Genomic DNA, 15,795 nt, shown 5'->3' on the forward strand with positions numbered 1-15,795 from the left:
ATGAAAAAAATATTATTTATTACAGTATGTCTGATCAGCTCAATGTTTCAATTTGCCTCAGCACAAACAGATAGCGAATTATTACAGCAAAAACTGGCTAAATTTACGACTATTGATGCAGACTTTGTACAACAGGTGATCAATCCAAAAGGGGAAGTGATCCAAAAAAGTTGGGGAACGCTAGCCATTGCACGTCCTGGTAATTTCCATTGGCAAGTGACTCAACCTGATGAAGAATTGATTGTTTCAAATGGACAAGATATGTGGTTATATAGTCCATTTATTGAGCAAGTTACTATCATGAACTTTTCAGATGCAATTGCAGGCACACCCTTTGCGTTATTATCTGGAGCAGATTCTGCACAATGGGCTCAATTTAATGTGGTTAAAAAAGATCAACAATTTATTGTTAAAAGTAGCGATCCAAAAGCATCGACGAATACATTTATTTTTATCTTTAATAAAGCCGGCAACATCAGTGAATTTGTTGTACAAGAATCACAGGGGCAAAAAAGTGTATTTACCCTGTCAAATAATAAAAACAATAGTACATTTGCGAAGGATTTTTTTGAATTTAAAATACCAAATGGTATTGAGATAGATGATCAACGCTAATGCAAGATTTATTTACGATTGATAATCAATTTAAACCCTTGGCCGCGCGAATGCGGCCGACTAATTTTGACCAGTATATTGGTCAATCTCATCTGATCGCAAAAGATAAACCGCTGCGTAAAGCCCTAGAAGCTGGATTTGCTCATTCTATGATTTTATGGGGGCCGCCTGGCACCGGCAAAACCACCTTGGCTGAGTTAATTGCTGAATATTGTGATGCTCACGTAGAGCGACTTTCTGCGGTCACATCAGGTATTAAAGAAATTCGGGCCGCTATCGATATTGCAAAACAAAATCAATCAGCTGGTCGACGTACATTACTGTTTGTAGATGAGGTACACCGCTTTAATAAGAGCCAGCAAGATGCTTTTTTGCCTTATATTGAGGATGGGACATTTTTATTTATTGGTGCCACCACAGAAAATCCGTCCTTTGAACTTAATAATGCATTGCTGTCTCGTGCGCGTGTTTATCTGTTAAAAAAATTATCACAACAAGAGATTATTGAAGTCATTGAGCAAGCTTGCGAAGCTGAACACGGCCTTGCTAGGCAAAACATTGTATTCGCTGAAGGGGTATTAGATAAGCTCGCACAACTAGTGCAAGGGGATGCAAGAAAAGCGCTCAATTATCTAGAGTTGCTTGCTGATATGGGACAACAAACAAAAGATAAATTATTGATCGATACTGGTTTATTAATGGAAATAGCCGGTAGAGAAGGCGTTAGCTTTGATAAACAAGGCGATCTTTTCTACGATCTCATTTCTGCATTTCACAAATCCGTGCGTGGTTCAGATCCCGATGCTGCTTTGTATTGGTATGCGCGCATGTTAGCAGGCGGCTGCGACCCTTTATATGTAGCACGACGTTTATTAGCGATTGCCTCTGAAGATATTGGCAACGCAGACCCACGCGCAATGCAGGTCGCAATGTCTGCGTGGGACTGCTTTACCAGAATAGGCCCCAAAGAAGGGGAAAGAGCAATTGCACAAGCAGCGGTTTATTGCGCCTGTGCGGCTAAAAGTAATGCCGTTTATAGTGCCTTTGCAAAGGCTAAACAAGCCGTTGAAGCCTATCCGGATCTCGAAGTTCCTCATCATTTACGTAATGCGCCTACCGAATTAATGAAATCATTAAATTACGGAGAAAGTTATCGTTATGCCCATGATGAAGTAGGGGCTTATGCTGCCGGTGAAGTGTACTTACCGGAAGCTTTGCAAGGCATTGAGTTTTACCAACCTGTTGAGCGTGGTCTAGAAATTAAAATTGCTGAAAAATTGCGCTATTTAAAATCTTGTGATCAACGCAGCGAAAAACAGCGTTATTGATCATGACCTTGTTAAGGTCCTGACTGGCTTAATGAGTATTGCTTTAATGTGAACAGGTTCAAGTGAATAAGCTTAATAAGTGCAAGCCGAAAAATGAATAAGCATAGCTGTTGCACTCAGCAAGTTGTTAACAAATAAGAGATGGATAAAAATTTATTATGAATAATTTATTGCTGAATATCGGCTTCGTAGCTTTTGGTGGTGCATTTGGTGCAACTTTCCGTTATTTAATTGGTATTGGCATAGTTAGTTTCTTTGGAAAAGGTTTTCCTTTTGCTACACTTACGGTCAATGTCATTGGCTCGCTGATAATGGGATATATATTTCAGTTAGTTCAACAGGGAACAATTTCTACAACGCCGTGGTGGCCATTAATTGGCGTTGGTTTTTTAGGTGCATTAACAACTTTTTCCTCATTCTCATTGGACAGCTTATTGTTGATCCAACAGGGTGAGTTACTTAAGGCACTGTTAAATGTGGTATTAAATGTAGTGGTATGCTTATTTGCAGCGTATCTAGGTACTTTATTAGTTTTAAAAGGTTAGGAAATAACATGCTAGACGCAAAGTTTTTACGTAATGATATCGAACAAACTGCCGAATTATTAAAGAAACGTGGTTTTGATTTAGAGGTAAGTTTACTTAGTGAATTAGAAGAAAAAAGAAAATCACTTCAAGTCTCTACTGAAAGCTTGCAATCAGAGCGTAATACGCGCTCAAAAGAAATTGGTCAAGCGGCAAAACGTGGTGAAGATATCAAACCATTACGTGAAGCGATGAATGAATTAGGTGAAGCTTTAGAAAAAGCAAAAGAAGAATTTTCTGTGGTCAGTGACCAACTTAAATCTATTTATGACATGATCCCGAATTTACCACATGACTCTGCGCCGATCGGTAAAGATGAAAGTGAAAATGTAGAGGTATTAACCTGGGGTACGCCTAAGCAATATGATTTCGAAGTAAAAGATCATGTTGAATTAGGAGAAGCATTAGGCGGCTTAGATTTTAAATCAGCGGTTAAAATCTCGGGTTCTCGTTTTATTGTGATGCAAGGCCAAATAGCAAAATTACATCGTTCTTTAGCGCAATATATGCTTAATCTTCACACTAATGAACATGGTTATACAGAGATGTATGTGCCTTACCTAGTAAATGCTGATAGCTTATACGGAACTGGGCAATTACCAAAATTTGGCGATGATTTATTTAATACAAATCCAGCGACCGAAGAAGGTATTGGCATGTCATTAATTCCAACAGCTGAAGTGCCATTAACAAATATGAGCCGTGATGTTATTTATGATGAAACTGATTTGCCCATTAAAATGACTGCACATACACCTTGTTTCCGCAGCGAAGCAGGTTCTTATGGACGTGATACACGTGGTTTAATTCGTCAGCACCAATTTGATAAAGTTGAAATGGTACAGTTAGTCCATCCAGAAAAAAGTTTTGATGCGTTAGAAGAGTTAACTGGCCATGCAGAGCAAGTTTTAAAGAATTTAGAATTGCCGTACCGTAAGGTTGTATTGTGTACTGGCGACATGGGTTTCAGCGCGACTAAAACTTACGATTTAGAAGTATGGTTGCCAGCGCAAAATACTTATCGTGAAATTTCATCTTGTTCAAATGTTGGTGATTTCCAGGCGCGTCGTTTACAAGCAAGATTCCGTCGTACCGGTGCTAAAAAGCCTGAACTACTACATACACTTAATGGTTCTGGTTTAGCCGTTGGACGTACTTTGGTAGCGGTTTTAGAAAACTATCAATGTGCCGATGGCCGTATCGAGATACCTGCAGTGTTACAGCCTTACATGGGTGGTTTGACGCATATTGGCTAACCTATATTAGGTTACTCGAGTATTTATTAAAAGAAGCTTCGGCTTCTTTTTTGCTTTATGGCATTCGCTGGCTATGGAGTAATCGTAAATAATTGAGTTAACCCTGATCATTGAGTCATCAAAAACTATTGAAGTTGAATGCAAGAGCGGAATGCTCTTTTTAACCAGTAAGATTGATCAGTTAGTGAGCGGAGTTGGTATTTTTAGTTATTTTTTACTATGTCCGTTACCATTGCAAATTACTGTCTCAGTTCAGCTGGTTGACATATTGAATAGTATTGGGTGTGATTTTTTATATCGAATATTCTGATCGCCAGAAACGAGTTTATTTCTATTCTGGCTTACTGATAGTCTAGTTAGCTGGTTGTCTATTTTTTACAGCTTAATTCTGATCATCATAATCGCTGAGTACTAAATTGGCCGCTGCAAATGCAGCTGATTCTCTTGTTTTTTCTGGTATAGCTGTGTCATTAGCAATTTGATCTAATGTTTTAATCGCACAGGTAATTGCTTTAGGAACATAGGCTGTGTCGCCGCTGCCGATCAGGCTTATTAATTGTTTAGTTTTATCACTGTATGGATACATTTTATCTTCCTAATTAATTGTTTGTTATTAATGAGTGATAGGCAAAGTATCACTGTTTAAATATCGCTATAGCTAGTTTGCAGCAATTATAACTAACTATCATCCTCAACAACTGATTTTAATCAATGTAGGCATCAGAATTCAATTATTAGTATTCAGTTATTAGTATCTAGTTATCATGCAGTTATTAGCATCCTGCTTAGTGTTAGCACTTTGCAATTTGTGTTGAATATCGATGTCTTTGGATCTTTAATTTATTTTACCCGCTGATCCTGTCGCTTATTGATATTTTTATCTTGAATGATAACGGGTATAAACAGGTTGAATGCACTATACGTTTAATGTTTACAGTAAATAAAACAACTGGTATTTGTTAACTCAGCGTCTGCTTCAATATTTAATTGTGTTTGCTCTGATAGCTCGTTAACCCAAGTTACCACCGTACAGTAATTGTTACTTTGAAGTAATGTTGATAATAATGATAAATTATCGGCAACTTTATTCGCGTCGATCATTAACATTCTGCTTTTATCTATGCCTGCGTTTTCAAAAAATTGAGTATTAGGTTTTCCTGGAGGAGCTAAAAATAAAATCCAACCCTGATCACTCCCTTTTTGTATATGCTCTAGCAACGCTTGGTAATCATTTTGTTGGTATTGCACATTAACTAATGCACTTGAAGTTAAAGGGCTTTGATCATAATTGTGTAATAAATAGGGAGTAGTGTGCGTTGTTTTAATTAATCTTGATAACATATGATTCACCTGTATAAATAAACACTGTATGTAACAACAGTACTTGTGTTTGAACTTATGATCAAGCTTAATTTGTTAGCTTTGCTTATTTTTTGTGTGCTTTGTTTGATTTTTAAACTGTTTTTGTAGAGGAATAGAAGAAGGTAGTACTTATGATGCTAATACAGTGGTGGTGTTATAAAGGGATCTGATGAAAGGAAAAAAGCGATATGCATCTGCAAATCGCTTTAAAAATCTTATTAGTTTTCTAGTAGAGTATCTATTTTATTATTAATGTTATTATTAAGTCATAGATTGATAACTTAATAAAGTACCTCAACTGTTTGACTTACTAATTTAGCGTTAGCGATTGCTTGCTCTATATCTTGCCCACGTGCAATAGCGACGCCCAAACGACGACTTCCGTTAATATCAGGCTTTGCAAATAAACGCATTTGCGCACCTGGTACTTTGCCTAAAGCATCGGCTACGTTTGCAAACTTAATATCTTGAGAGGCGCCATTCCCTAAAATAACACTTGAAGCAGTGGCACCGTATTGTGTGATTGCTCCGATCGGTAATCCTAGTATGGCTCTTACATGTAAAGCAAACTCGGAAAGATCTTGAGAAATAAGTGTCACTAATCCTGTATCGTGTGGTCGGGGAGATACTTCACTAAAATAGACTTGATCGCCTTTTACAAAAAACTCCATACCAAATAAACCAAACCCACCCAATTCAGTCACCACTTTAGTTGCAATCTCTTGTGCTTGTTGTAGTGCTTTTTCTGACATAGCTTGTGGCTGCCATGACTCACGATAATCACCATCTTCTTGTCTATGGCCGATAGGCGCACAAAAATGAATACCATCAACAGCACTTACTGTTAGGAGTGTGATTTCATAATCAAAGGGAACAAATCCTTCAATAATAATACGACCTTTACCAGTACGGCCACCTTGTTGTGAATAAGTCCACGAGTGATCTAGGTCTGCATCTGTTTTTACAACACTCTGGCCTTTACCTGAACTACTCATTACAGGTTTAATAACACAAGGTTGTCCAATTTCTTTAACAGCTTGTAAAAATTCTTGCTTAGTATCAGCAAAAATATATGGAGACGTTTTCACTGCTAATGTTTCAGCTGCTAAACGACGGATACCTTCTCTATCCATGGTTAATTTAGTCGCTCGTGCGGTAGGTACAACATTAAAACCTTGGCTTTCAAGATCTAATAATGTGTCAGTTGCAATTGCTTCAACTTCTGGAATGATAAGGTCAGGTGCTTCTAGGCGGATGATCTCAGCTAAGCACTTTCCATCTAACATGCTGACCACATGCGAACGATGTGCAACTTGCATAGCAGGGGCGTTAGCGTAGCTATCTGTTGCAATAACTTCAACACCAAAGCGTTGTAATTCGATAGCGACCTCTTTACCGAGTTCTCCTGAGCCTAATAGTAAGGCTTTAGTGGCGCTTTTACTGGTTGCACTTCCTAAAATTGAAACTGTCATTTAATTCACTCTTATATGGATGAAAAGAAGGGGGTAAATTATATTTGCAACTCATGTATAAATACTGAGGCGCGGTATTATATCCGTAAGACTGGCTACTGTATGCGTAGAAGCTTTTAACTTCATAGCTTGTTGATTTTGGCATGCTGGATAATAACGGGTATAGTTAACCTCAGTTCTGGATAAGCAAAGCAATACAACACCTTTATTTTCGCGGATTTCTTCGTTAAATTATCTCTCAATAACCAGTTATTGCTTCAATAATTCGCCTTGAACTACGCAAAACTAACGGCACTGTATAGCCCAAAAATATAATCTTATGATTTTAAATATAATGCCGCTTTTATTAACCAGAATTGAGGTTAGTTAAAAAAAAGCCCAGGTTTTAAACTGGGCTGTAAGATGTTGGAAGGTTATAAAGTTTGTTCGCCACCAAAAATACCGATTAATGAAGGCACAAGTTGTTTAATCTCCCCGGTCATCAGTATAAAATCAGCATCAAAGCGAGCAGCAAAATCATCTGCTTCAATATGTTCATTTTGTTCTTGTAATACATCAGAAAATTTAAGTCGTTTTAAAGCAAACTCTTCACCAATAACAAATGAAATACTGTCGGACCAATTGAGTGCTAGTTTAGTTACAAATTTATCAGAGTTGATATGATTTTTAATTTCTTCAGACAATAAATCTTGCTGCTTACAACGAATGATACCGCCGCCTTCTAAGGCTGAACAAAGTTCAGCTTCATCTTCTAGTTGGTAGTGGGCTGGAATATTGCCTTCTAATATCCAATCAGTCATTACAACGTCAGTTTGATTTTGTAGCTGTACAGGTACCACGGGTAAGCTACCTAGCGTTTTTCTTAGCAAAGAAATCAGTTCTTCTGCTTTACGTGTACTTGAACAATCGACGTATAGCATATTTGTTTCATTATCTATCCACGCATAAGTCTGTGAAGTACGGCTAAATGCACGTGGCAATAATTGCATGACGATATCTTCTTTCAGGCTGTCTTTTTCTTTTTTCTTTAATGCACGGCCTTGTTCTAACTCGATCGCTTCCACACGCTCATTTAATTGGTCTTTAATTACACCTGCAGGCAGCATTTTTTCTTCTTTTTTAAGACAGATTAAAATTTGCTTTTGATGAATGTGGGTATACATACTACCGCTTTTCCCCATTGGAAATACCCAGCCTAACTTTGAAATATCTTGGCTTCCACAAGGTTTAAATTTAAATTCTTCTAGGTTTCTTTCTAGTGCATTGTCATCTTGTTCCATTGGACGAGTGAAACGATAAACTTGAAGGTTTTTGAAAAACATGGACTACACCTTAATGTATGAAAAATAAAAGAGAGCATGAGTGTAAATGATTTTACAGTCAGCGGCAAAATTTGATGGTATGAAGCTATATATTTATAGTGATGAGCGGTCTATCTATGTTGACGTTTTACTTTAACTGATTCACCTTATGATCAATGCTATATTTTTAAGTAAGATGCAGACGCTAACATTTAACTAATTATTACCCATTATTTAGTATAAAACTGTATTAATTTCCTTTTATTGGTATGCTAATACTCGTATTTAGTTTTTAAATTTTAAATAAATAAGAAAACGTTTTGTGGCGGTAATTCTAATATTTACCATTGCCTATAAATTAATGTTGATTAACCTAATTTTCTAATCTATTTAGCTGTTTAATCAACTTTGCTTACTACATCGTTTTAGATAAAATCATCACTCACAATTATGTACTTTATAAGGATATAAAATGGGTAACTATCTATAATAGATACCTTTTTAAAAATGGAATTTTAATGCGAACTATAATTGAGTACCAGCAATGGTAAAGTTAGTGAATATTAATTGTTATTTGAAAGCAGTATTTTTGCTATTCAATCTTTTACTTCTCCCCAGCACATTCGCTGATTCAACATCACAATTAGATGATCTCACTAGTCTTGATTTTGATGACTTGATGGCAGCAGATATACAAACCACTTCAGCGATGAAACGTTTGCAAAGTATGTCTGAAACTGCAGCTTCAATTTATGTCTTAACTAACAAAGAGATCATGCAGTCAGGTGTGACTTCTGTGGCGCAAGCGTTAAGCTTAGTGCCCGGTATGCAAGTTCGAAAAATTGATAATAATCAATGGGCGATCACGGCTCGTAGTGTTGCAGGTCGTTATTCAAGTAAGTTATTGGTAATGGTTGATGGGCAGAGCATTTATAACCCAGGATTTGCTGGCGTATACTGGGAAGCATTAAACCTTCCTTTGTTTGACATTGAGCGTATTGAAGTGATTCGAGGTCAAGGTGGATTATTATGGGGAAGTAATGCAACCAATGGCGTGGTTAATATTATTACCAAACATAGCGTGGATACTCGAGATACTGTCGTACAGTTAGCGAGTGGCTCAAAAATTGATCATAAGGCCGATTTTAGGGTGGGTGGAGATTTAGCCAACTATAGCTCCTTTAGAGTCTTTGGTGGTATTGAAAAAGCAGATAAATCGACAAAAAGTTATGAGGCTATTGTTCCTAATGATCACAGCCAAAAGAAAACGATTGGAGGAAGAATTGATTTAAATTTAAATGATAATCTCTCTTTCTTGGCTCAAGCTGATTATACAAAGATCGAAATAGGGCAGAATATGCACCAAGCCAATTTGAATTCATATATGAAAGAATTTGCGGCCGATGAATATTCACGTGAACATATACAACTGATGACAAGGTTAGAGCATCGACTTTCAGCTGATTCTAATCAAATGTTACAAGCATCAATTAGCTCTCAGCAAGGTAATCAAACTAATTATAAAGATGACTTTTTGATTACAGATATTGATTATCAAATGAACACATTGATTAATCATATACAATTTGATTGGGGAGTGAACTATCGTTATAACAACATTGACGTAGACGATAGTGATTATGTTAAAAATATTAATAATATTAATACTTATCACCATTATGGTGGATTTGTTCAAGCGCAATTCACATTAATACCCGAGACGCTTAAGTTAATTGTTGGTAACCGCTCTGAAAAAAATAGCTTTACTGGCTGGGGGCATCAGCCGATGGCTCGTTTATTATGGACTCCGGAATCAAAGCATACCTTATGGGCGGCAATTTCACAGGGTATCCGCATACCTTCCTTTGCAGAATACAATGAAAGATTACTATTATCATCTCCCTTTGGAATACGCACAGAAGTTATTGGTAATCCTAATATTGAAGGAGAAAAATCAATTTCTAAAGAGCTGGGTTATCGTTATAGTACTAAATCTTGGTGGGTAGACCTGTCTCTGTTTCATACTAAAGCCCGTAATGTATTATCGATTGCTCCCAGTGTTAATGATACTTTTTCATTAATCAGTCTTGACTTTGTATCAGGTGGTAAATTAACCACTTATGGTGGAGAAGCGGTTATTAAATGGCAGCCTTACGAGAAATTAAGCACCGAGCTTGGCTACAGTTATACTTATCATAACTATCATTCATCAGACGATTTAATACCTGCTTTGGGTGATGATACTTATTTACGCCAACTTATTGCCAAAACTAGCTTTCTATTAACTCCAGCGCACTCATTTTCAGTGATTTATCGCCTAGAGAATGGGGATGCCTATGGTACAAAAGATTATGATGTATTTGATTTAAGCTGGCATTGGCAGGTATCCCCTTCAGTAATGTTATCATTTACTGGGAATAATTTGCTTTATGGCAAGCACGCTGAAGTTGGAAATAAAGGTGAACTATTTACCATTAGCACGTATATTGAGCCAAGTTATTCCGCTCAAATCACTGCAAAATTCTAGGTCAATTGCATGTTGAGACTTACTGCACAGTTTACTTTGACATTATTAACCTTGATGCTAATTCTATCAACAACTGCCTTTGCAACAACCCGTGAAGATGCGATTAAATCTGGCTTTATTTATAACTTTGCTCGCTATTCGCAGGGTGAATGGTTTAATGCAACAACAGCGGAAAGTTATAACCTTTGTAGTTTTGATACTGAGTTTGTAGAAGCGGCTAAAATCACACTTAAAGATTTAAGCGTAAGGAAGGTACCGGTAGAGGTTCGTTTTTTAAGATCTGATATTGAAGAGATAGCGGGTTGTCATACCTTATTCATTTCAAAATATGATATAGCTAAATGGAATGATCTTATCATTAAGGGTCTTATTCCTAATGCCATGTTAGTTGGCGAATTTAATAATTTTATTTTATCTGGTGGTCATATCAATTTTTTTATCGTTGGCGGTAAAGTCCGTTTTGAAATAAGTCCCAATAAATTGAAACGATCAGGTATTAATATGAGTTCTAAAGTACTTCGCTTAGGTCGAATCTATAAAGGTCCATTGTAATGCCGTTACAACGCATATTGTTTAGATCATTGAAAGCCAAACTACTTGCGATGTTGATGTTAGTCGCTTTTTTTAGCACTATTTCCATTGCCTCCATGTTCACTATCTATGAACTCAACGCAGTGACTAACGCCGAACAGTCTAGGCTTAACTCAATCGCTAATATACTGGCCCCAAATCTTACCGCAGCTTTGATTTTTGAAGATCAAGCAAGTGCTACAGAACAAATTAAATCTCTTCAGGGGCAAAGTAATATTGTTAGTGCTCAAGTAGAAGACATGAAAGGAAATGCTTTTGTTGCTGTTGTTGCAGCAAAGGACAATACCACACAAATATTTACGGACTTAATGGTGGTTAAAACAACACTGCAGATGCAGGGGATTGTGTATGGCGTATTGACGATAAAGGCTGATTACTCGTTAATTGAACAGAGCTTATTATTTTTTAGCACTTTTTTACTGGTTATTTTAGTACTCATTTTAGTGCTTAGTTTTATTTTGTCGTTATTTTTACGTAAAAGCCTCATTTATCCACTTACTCAGCTCGCTGCCGTCGCAGACAGGGTGACTAAAACCAATAATTATAGTTTACGCTCACAGGTGTTATCGAGTGATGAAGTAGGTAATTTAGCTTCCTGTTTTAATTTGATGTTAGAAACCATTGAACAACGGGATCATTCTTTAGAAGAAACTGTTCAGCAGCGAACAACGGCGTTAAAAGTGGCTAATACACAATTAACCACACAAGCCTTTAGTGACCCTCTCTCTGGTCTGCCTAATCGGCGTTATATACTGAATAAACTAGCTGACTTGATTGAATACGAAAAAGATAAAAGTTTTGCTGTATTAGCACTAGATCTCGATGGTTTTAAAGAAATAAATGACACCTTAGGTCACGACTACGGTGATTTACTGTTGATTGCAGTGAGTAAATCTATTGCAAGTGTGTTGACTGATTTTGAAATATTAGCGAGATTAGGGGGAGATGAATTTATTATCTTAGTGGAAAATGTAATCAACTTATCTGATATAGACACTATCTCTATTGGTATTCATGAACATTTATCAAAAGGATTTGTGATCAAAGGTAAGCATGTATATGTCACCACCAGTATCGGTATTGCAATTTTTCCTGATCATGGAGAAACGGTTGAAAGCATCGTTAAGTGTGCCGATTTAGCAATGTATAAGGCAAAAGGTGCAGGGCGAAATTGCCATCATTTTTTCGACCCCATTATGCTCGATGATGTGGTTAAAAAACGAGACTTAATTGAAGATCTACGCCATAGCCTTAGCAATAATGAATTCGAACTCTATTATCAGCCTATTGTTGATTTATCGACAAATAAAATTTGTAAAGCAGAAGCTTTGATTCGGTGGAACCATCCTATTCGAGGCCTCGTGCCACCATTAGAGTTTATCTCTGTTGCTGAAGAAATTGGTCTCATTGCTGATATTGGAGAGTGGGTGGCTTGTACTGCTGCTTATGATCTTGCTGAGCTTAAAAAACTAGACGTTGATGATGGTTTTCAAATCAGTATCAATGTTTCGCCTTTACAGTTTAAAGGTAATGGACAGTGGATGAAAAACTGGTTTGAATATATCGCTGAGCTTGGTTTAAGTCATGATGCTATCATTGTTGAAATTACAGAAAATTTATTAATGGAAAGCGAAGAAAATATTCGTTATCAACTGACTCAATTAAGAGATCAAGGTGTCTCTATTGCGATAGATGATTTTGGTGTAGGTTACTCTTCTCTGTCCTATTTACAGAAGATGGATGTTGATATTCTGAAAATTGATAAGTCCTTTGTAGATGGTTTAGAAACAGAGAGTAATAGCCGTGATTTATGTAAAGTGATGATCATGTTAGCACTACAGTTAAATATTCAAGTTGTTGCCGAGGGTATTGAAAATGAAAAACAAAAACAGTACCTACTAGAAGCAGGCTGTCAATTTGGTCAAGGTTATTTGTTCTCTAAACCAATGCCGTTTTTGCAATTTCAAGAATATTATTTTAGTCACCAATCGTTGCTTGATTTAGCGGAAGTTAATCTTGCTATTGGTGATACTGAATATAAAGTAGAGTTAATAAAAAAAGCAATTTGAGCAATTAAAATCAGGTGTAATTAATATCCCATTTTTTTCTAAAAATCACTTGTCTTATACCATGTTGATTATTTAAAACTATTCGTTTAAATATCAATTTGATGCTTTATGACACTTTATGTGTGATTGTCATATAAATGTCATAATATCTAGTGATAATGACATCATTTAGCACAAACAATAAATAGGTAAACCTAATGGCAAGTAGAATTTTAGTGGTTGAAGATGAGGTCGCGATCAGAGATATGTTGAGCTTTGTATTGGAACAACACGGCTATGAAACTCTTGAAGCGGACAATTACCAAGCGGCACTTGACCACCTCCATGAACCTTACCCTGACCTGATCTTATTAGATTGGATGTTCCCTGGCGGAAGTGGTATTCAATTATTAAAATTTTTAAAGCAAGATGAGATCCTGCGCCAAATACCCGTAGTGATGTTAACCGCACGGGGTGAAGAAGAAGATAAAGTGCGTGGTTTAGAAAATGGTGCCGATGATTATGTCACTAAGCCTTTTTCTCCAAAAGAACTGATGGCACGCCTTAAGACAGTGATGCGACGTGTTAACCCTACTTCACTCGATGATACACTCAAAGTCGGTAAACTTAAGCTAGATCCTATTTCGCATCGTGCAACCTTAAGTGATACACCATTAGACATGGGACCAACAGAATTTAAATTACTACATTTCTTTATGACACATCCCGAGCGTGTTTATAGTCGCGAGCAATTATTAAATAATGTTTGGGGAACGAATGTCTATGTAGAAGATCGCACCGTTGATGTACATATTCGTCGTTTACGTAAAGCCTTGTCAGATCATGACCATCTAGTGCAAACAGTACGTGGAGCAGGGTATCGCTTTTCTACACGTTCATAGATAATAGATATTAGCCTGAGTATTATCTAAAAATATTATTGAGTTATTACGGAATCACTTAACAAGTGAGCCGCCACCTAATATAGAGTGACGCATTTGAAAGTATATACATGGAAGCAGCTATTCTGGGCAATGTGCTTAGTTTATGTTCCCGTTTTAATCTTGGGACTATTAACGGAATTATTACTAGAATTATTATTAGTGACCACAGTGTTACATATCTGCTGGCATTATTATTTTTTAAAGAAGTTAAATGATTGGTTATGGATTAGTAAAAGTACACGTTTACCACCCGGTAAGTCGGTGTGGGAACATGCTTATATTGGTATCCATAATATGCAGCAACGTCATCGCAAACGCCGCAATAATTTAGCTAGTGTAATTAGCCGTTTCCGTGAAGGTTCTGAAGCATTGCCTGATGCGGTGGTAGTCTTCAAAAAAGACGGTGAAATCGTATGGTGTAATCGACTTGCCCAATTTCAATTAGGCTTTAAGTGGCCTGAGGATGCGGGAGAGAATATTACTAACTTAATTCGTCATCCTGATTTCGTAGAATATTTAAGCAGTGATGTTTATAACGAACCACTAGATTTAGTTTCCCCGATTAATCATGAAAAAGTATTAGAATTTAGGGTCATGCCCTATGCCAAAAATCAGCGCTTATTGATTGTGCGTGATGTCACTAGTTATCGTCAAATGGATGAAAATAGACGCCATTTTGTCGCTAATGTTTCCCACGAGCTACGCACGCCACTTACCGTCTTACAGGGGTATATTGAAATGCTAGCGATGAGCGCGCAAGATGACAAAATGCAATTAAAAACCATTCAAGTGCTAGATCAGCAAACTGCACGTATGTGTGCATTAGTTGAACAATTGATGACGTTATCAAAAATAGAGGGGGCAGCGACTTTAGATTTCCATGAAAGTATCAACATGTCTGCTTTATTAACACAGGTTGAAAATGAAGCGGTCACATTAGGGCGTAAAAAATCACAAACTATCACGTTTAAAGTAGACCCTAAGTTATCGGTCGTCGGCGATGAAATGCAACTACGTAGCGCGATAGCTAACTTAGTGTATAACGCCATTAATTATACGCCTGAGCATGGCACTATTAAGGTGATCTGGAAGCGAGTACAGGAAGGTGCTTATTTCTGTGTGATGGACACTGGTGATGGGATTGCTCCTGAACATATTTTACATTTAACCGAGCGTTTTTATCGAGTCGATGCTTCACGATCCCGAGATACAGGCGGCTCTGGTCTAGGTTTGTCGATTGTAAAGCATGCATTATCTCATTATGACAGTAAATTACATATTGAAAGCCATGTTGGGGAAGGCAGTCAGTTTTCCTTTATTATTCCAGACAACTATATTTGTTAAATAGTCACGTTATTTGTTGCCCGAGAATGTTTTAGGCAAGCTTTATTATACTGATTTAAGCTATTTTAGATTCAAACTTGAATTCATTATTAAATAGCAAGCTCGATAATTAATGCCTTTTTAGACTTCATTTTTTAAATCAATACGTCTGAACCAATATTTTATTAAACAAGGCATTGCTCTAAAATATCCACTCTACATGATTTTTTAATCGATATTGTTTGTAAAATTACATGATTTATAACTTTCATGTATTACAGCTCAAGAGTAAAAGATATTGTAACTACTCAGGCCGTCTCTATTTAAGCCTATTTCTTCGTTGAAAAATGCTCATTTAAACCACTAAACTGCGCTTTTTCGCCTTGAACTAAGCATAAATAGCTTAGCCCTGAGCATTTACGTTTTTATTTTGGTAAAAAGCAC

Annotated in this window: 13 protein-coding genes; 9 read left to right on the plus strand and 4 right to left on the minus strand. The window is 36.8% G+C overall.

Annotation, left to right across the window (positions count from 1 at the left end; genetic code table 11):
* The 4 genes from lolA (at position 1) to serS (ending at position 3,783) form a co-directional block, all read left to right on the plus strand.
* Positions 1 to 615, plus strand: coding sequence for an outer membrane lipoprotein chaperone LolA (lolA, locus tag H5084_RS12270; protein WP_182690645.1), 615 nt, complete (start codon positions 1 to 3; stop codon positions 613 to 615).
* Positions 615 to 1,943, plus strand: a complete 1,329-nt coding sequence (locus tag H5084_RS12275; RefSeq protein WP_182690646.1) for a replication-associated recombination protein A — start codon at positions 615 to 617, stop codon at positions 1,941 to 1,943. The genes lolA and H5084_RS12275 overlap by 1 nt, the downstream gene beginning before the upstream one ends.
* Positions 1,944 to 2,101: 158 nt before the next feature.
* On the plus strand, positions 2,102 to 2,488 hold the full coding sequence (gene crcB / locus H5084_RS12280; protein WP_166370264.1) for a fluoride efflux transporter CrcB: 387 nt from the start codon (positions 2,102 to 2,104) through the stop codon (positions 2,486 to 2,488).
* 8 nt (positions 2,489 to 2,496) lie between these two features.
* Positions 2,497 to 3,783, plus strand: coding sequence for a serine--tRNA ligase (gene serS, locus H5084_RS12285; protein WP_028869924.1), 1,287 nt, complete (start codon positions 2,497 to 2,499; stop codon positions 3,781 to 3,783).
* Between the two features lie 382 nt (positions 3,784 to 4,165).
* Here the strand turns inward: serS and H5084_RS12290 are convergent, their stop codons facing one another.
* From H5084_RS12290 to rdgC, 4 genes are all read right to left on the minus strand, one after another.
* Positions 4,166 to 4,369, minus strand: a complete 204-nt coding sequence (locus H5084_RS12290) for a YaeP family protein (protein WP_182690647.1) — start codon at positions 4,367 to 4,369, stop codon at positions 4,166 to 4,168.
* A 338-nt stretch (positions 4,370 to 4,707) separates the two neighbouring features.
* Positions 4,708 to 5,124 carry a SulA-like leucine-rich domain-containing protein gene (locus tag H5084_RS12295; RefSeq protein WP_037072090.1) on the minus strand — a complete coding sequence of 139 codons (417 nt, stop codon included), beginning with the start codon at positions 5,122 to 5,124 and terminating at the stop codon, positions 4,708 to 4,710.
* A gap of 302 nt (positions 5,125 to 5,426) precedes the next feature.
* Positions 5,427 to 6,605, minus strand: coding sequence for a formate-dependent phosphoribosylglycinamide formyltransferase (purT, locus tag H5084_RS12300; RefSeq protein ID WP_182690654.1), 1,179 nt, complete (start codon positions 6,603 to 6,605; stop codon positions 5,427 to 5,429).
* 425 nt (positions 6,606 to 7,030) lie between these two features.
* Complete coding sequence (gene rdgC, locus H5084_RS12305; protein WP_028869928.1) at positions 7,031 to 7,939, minus strand: recombination-associated protein RdgC; 909 nt, start codon at positions 7,937 to 7,939, stop codon at positions 7,031 to 7,033.
* A 535-nt stretch (positions 7,940 to 8,474) separates the two neighbouring features.
* Between rdgC and H5084_RS12310 the strand changes: the two genes are divergently transcribed.
* The 5 genes from H5084_RS12310 (at position 8,475) to phoR (ending at position 15,372) form a co-directional block, all read left to right on the plus strand.
* Positions 8,475 to 10,445 (plus strand): TonB-dependent receptor domain-containing protein, encoded by a 1,971-nt coding sequence (locus H5084_RS12310; protein WP_182690648.1) that lies wholly within the window; start codon positions 8,475 to 8,477, stop codon positions 10,443 to 10,445.
* Positions 10,446 to 10,454: 9 nt separating this feature from the next.
* Positions 10,455 to 10,997, plus strand: coding sequence for a YfiR family protein (locus tag H5084_RS12315; protein ID WP_182690649.1), 543 nt, complete (start codon positions 10,455 to 10,457; stop codon positions 10,995 to 10,997).
* Positions 10,997 to 13,105 (plus strand): EAL domain-containing protein, encoded by a 2,109-nt coding sequence (locus tag H5084_RS12320; protein ID WP_182690650.1) that lies wholly within the window; start codon positions 10,997 to 10,999, stop codon positions 13,103 to 13,105. Before H5084_RS12315 ends, H5084_RS12320 begins: the two co-directional genes overlap by 1 nt.
* Before the next feature lie 197 nt (positions 13,106 to 13,302).
* Entirely contained in the window at positions 13,303 to 13,986 is a 684-nt protein-coding gene (gene phoB, locus H5084_RS12325; protein WP_028867671.1) for a phosphate regulon transcriptional regulator PhoB, read from the plus strand.
* Between the two features lie 96 nt (positions 13,987 to 14,082).
* Positions 14,083 to 15,372, plus strand: a complete 1,290-nt coding sequence (gene phoR / locus H5084_RS12330) for a phosphate regulon sensor histidine kinase PhoR (protein WP_182690651.1) — start codon at positions 14,083 to 14,085, stop codon at positions 15,370 to 15,372.
* Positions 15,373 to 15,795: the final 423 nt, after the last annotated feature.

This window comes from Psychromonas sp. SR45-3, assembly GCF_014163575.1.
Taxonomy (GTDB): domain Bacteria; phylum Pseudomonadota; class Gammaproteobacteria; order Enterobacterales; family Psychromonadaceae; genus Psychromonas; species Psychromonas arctica.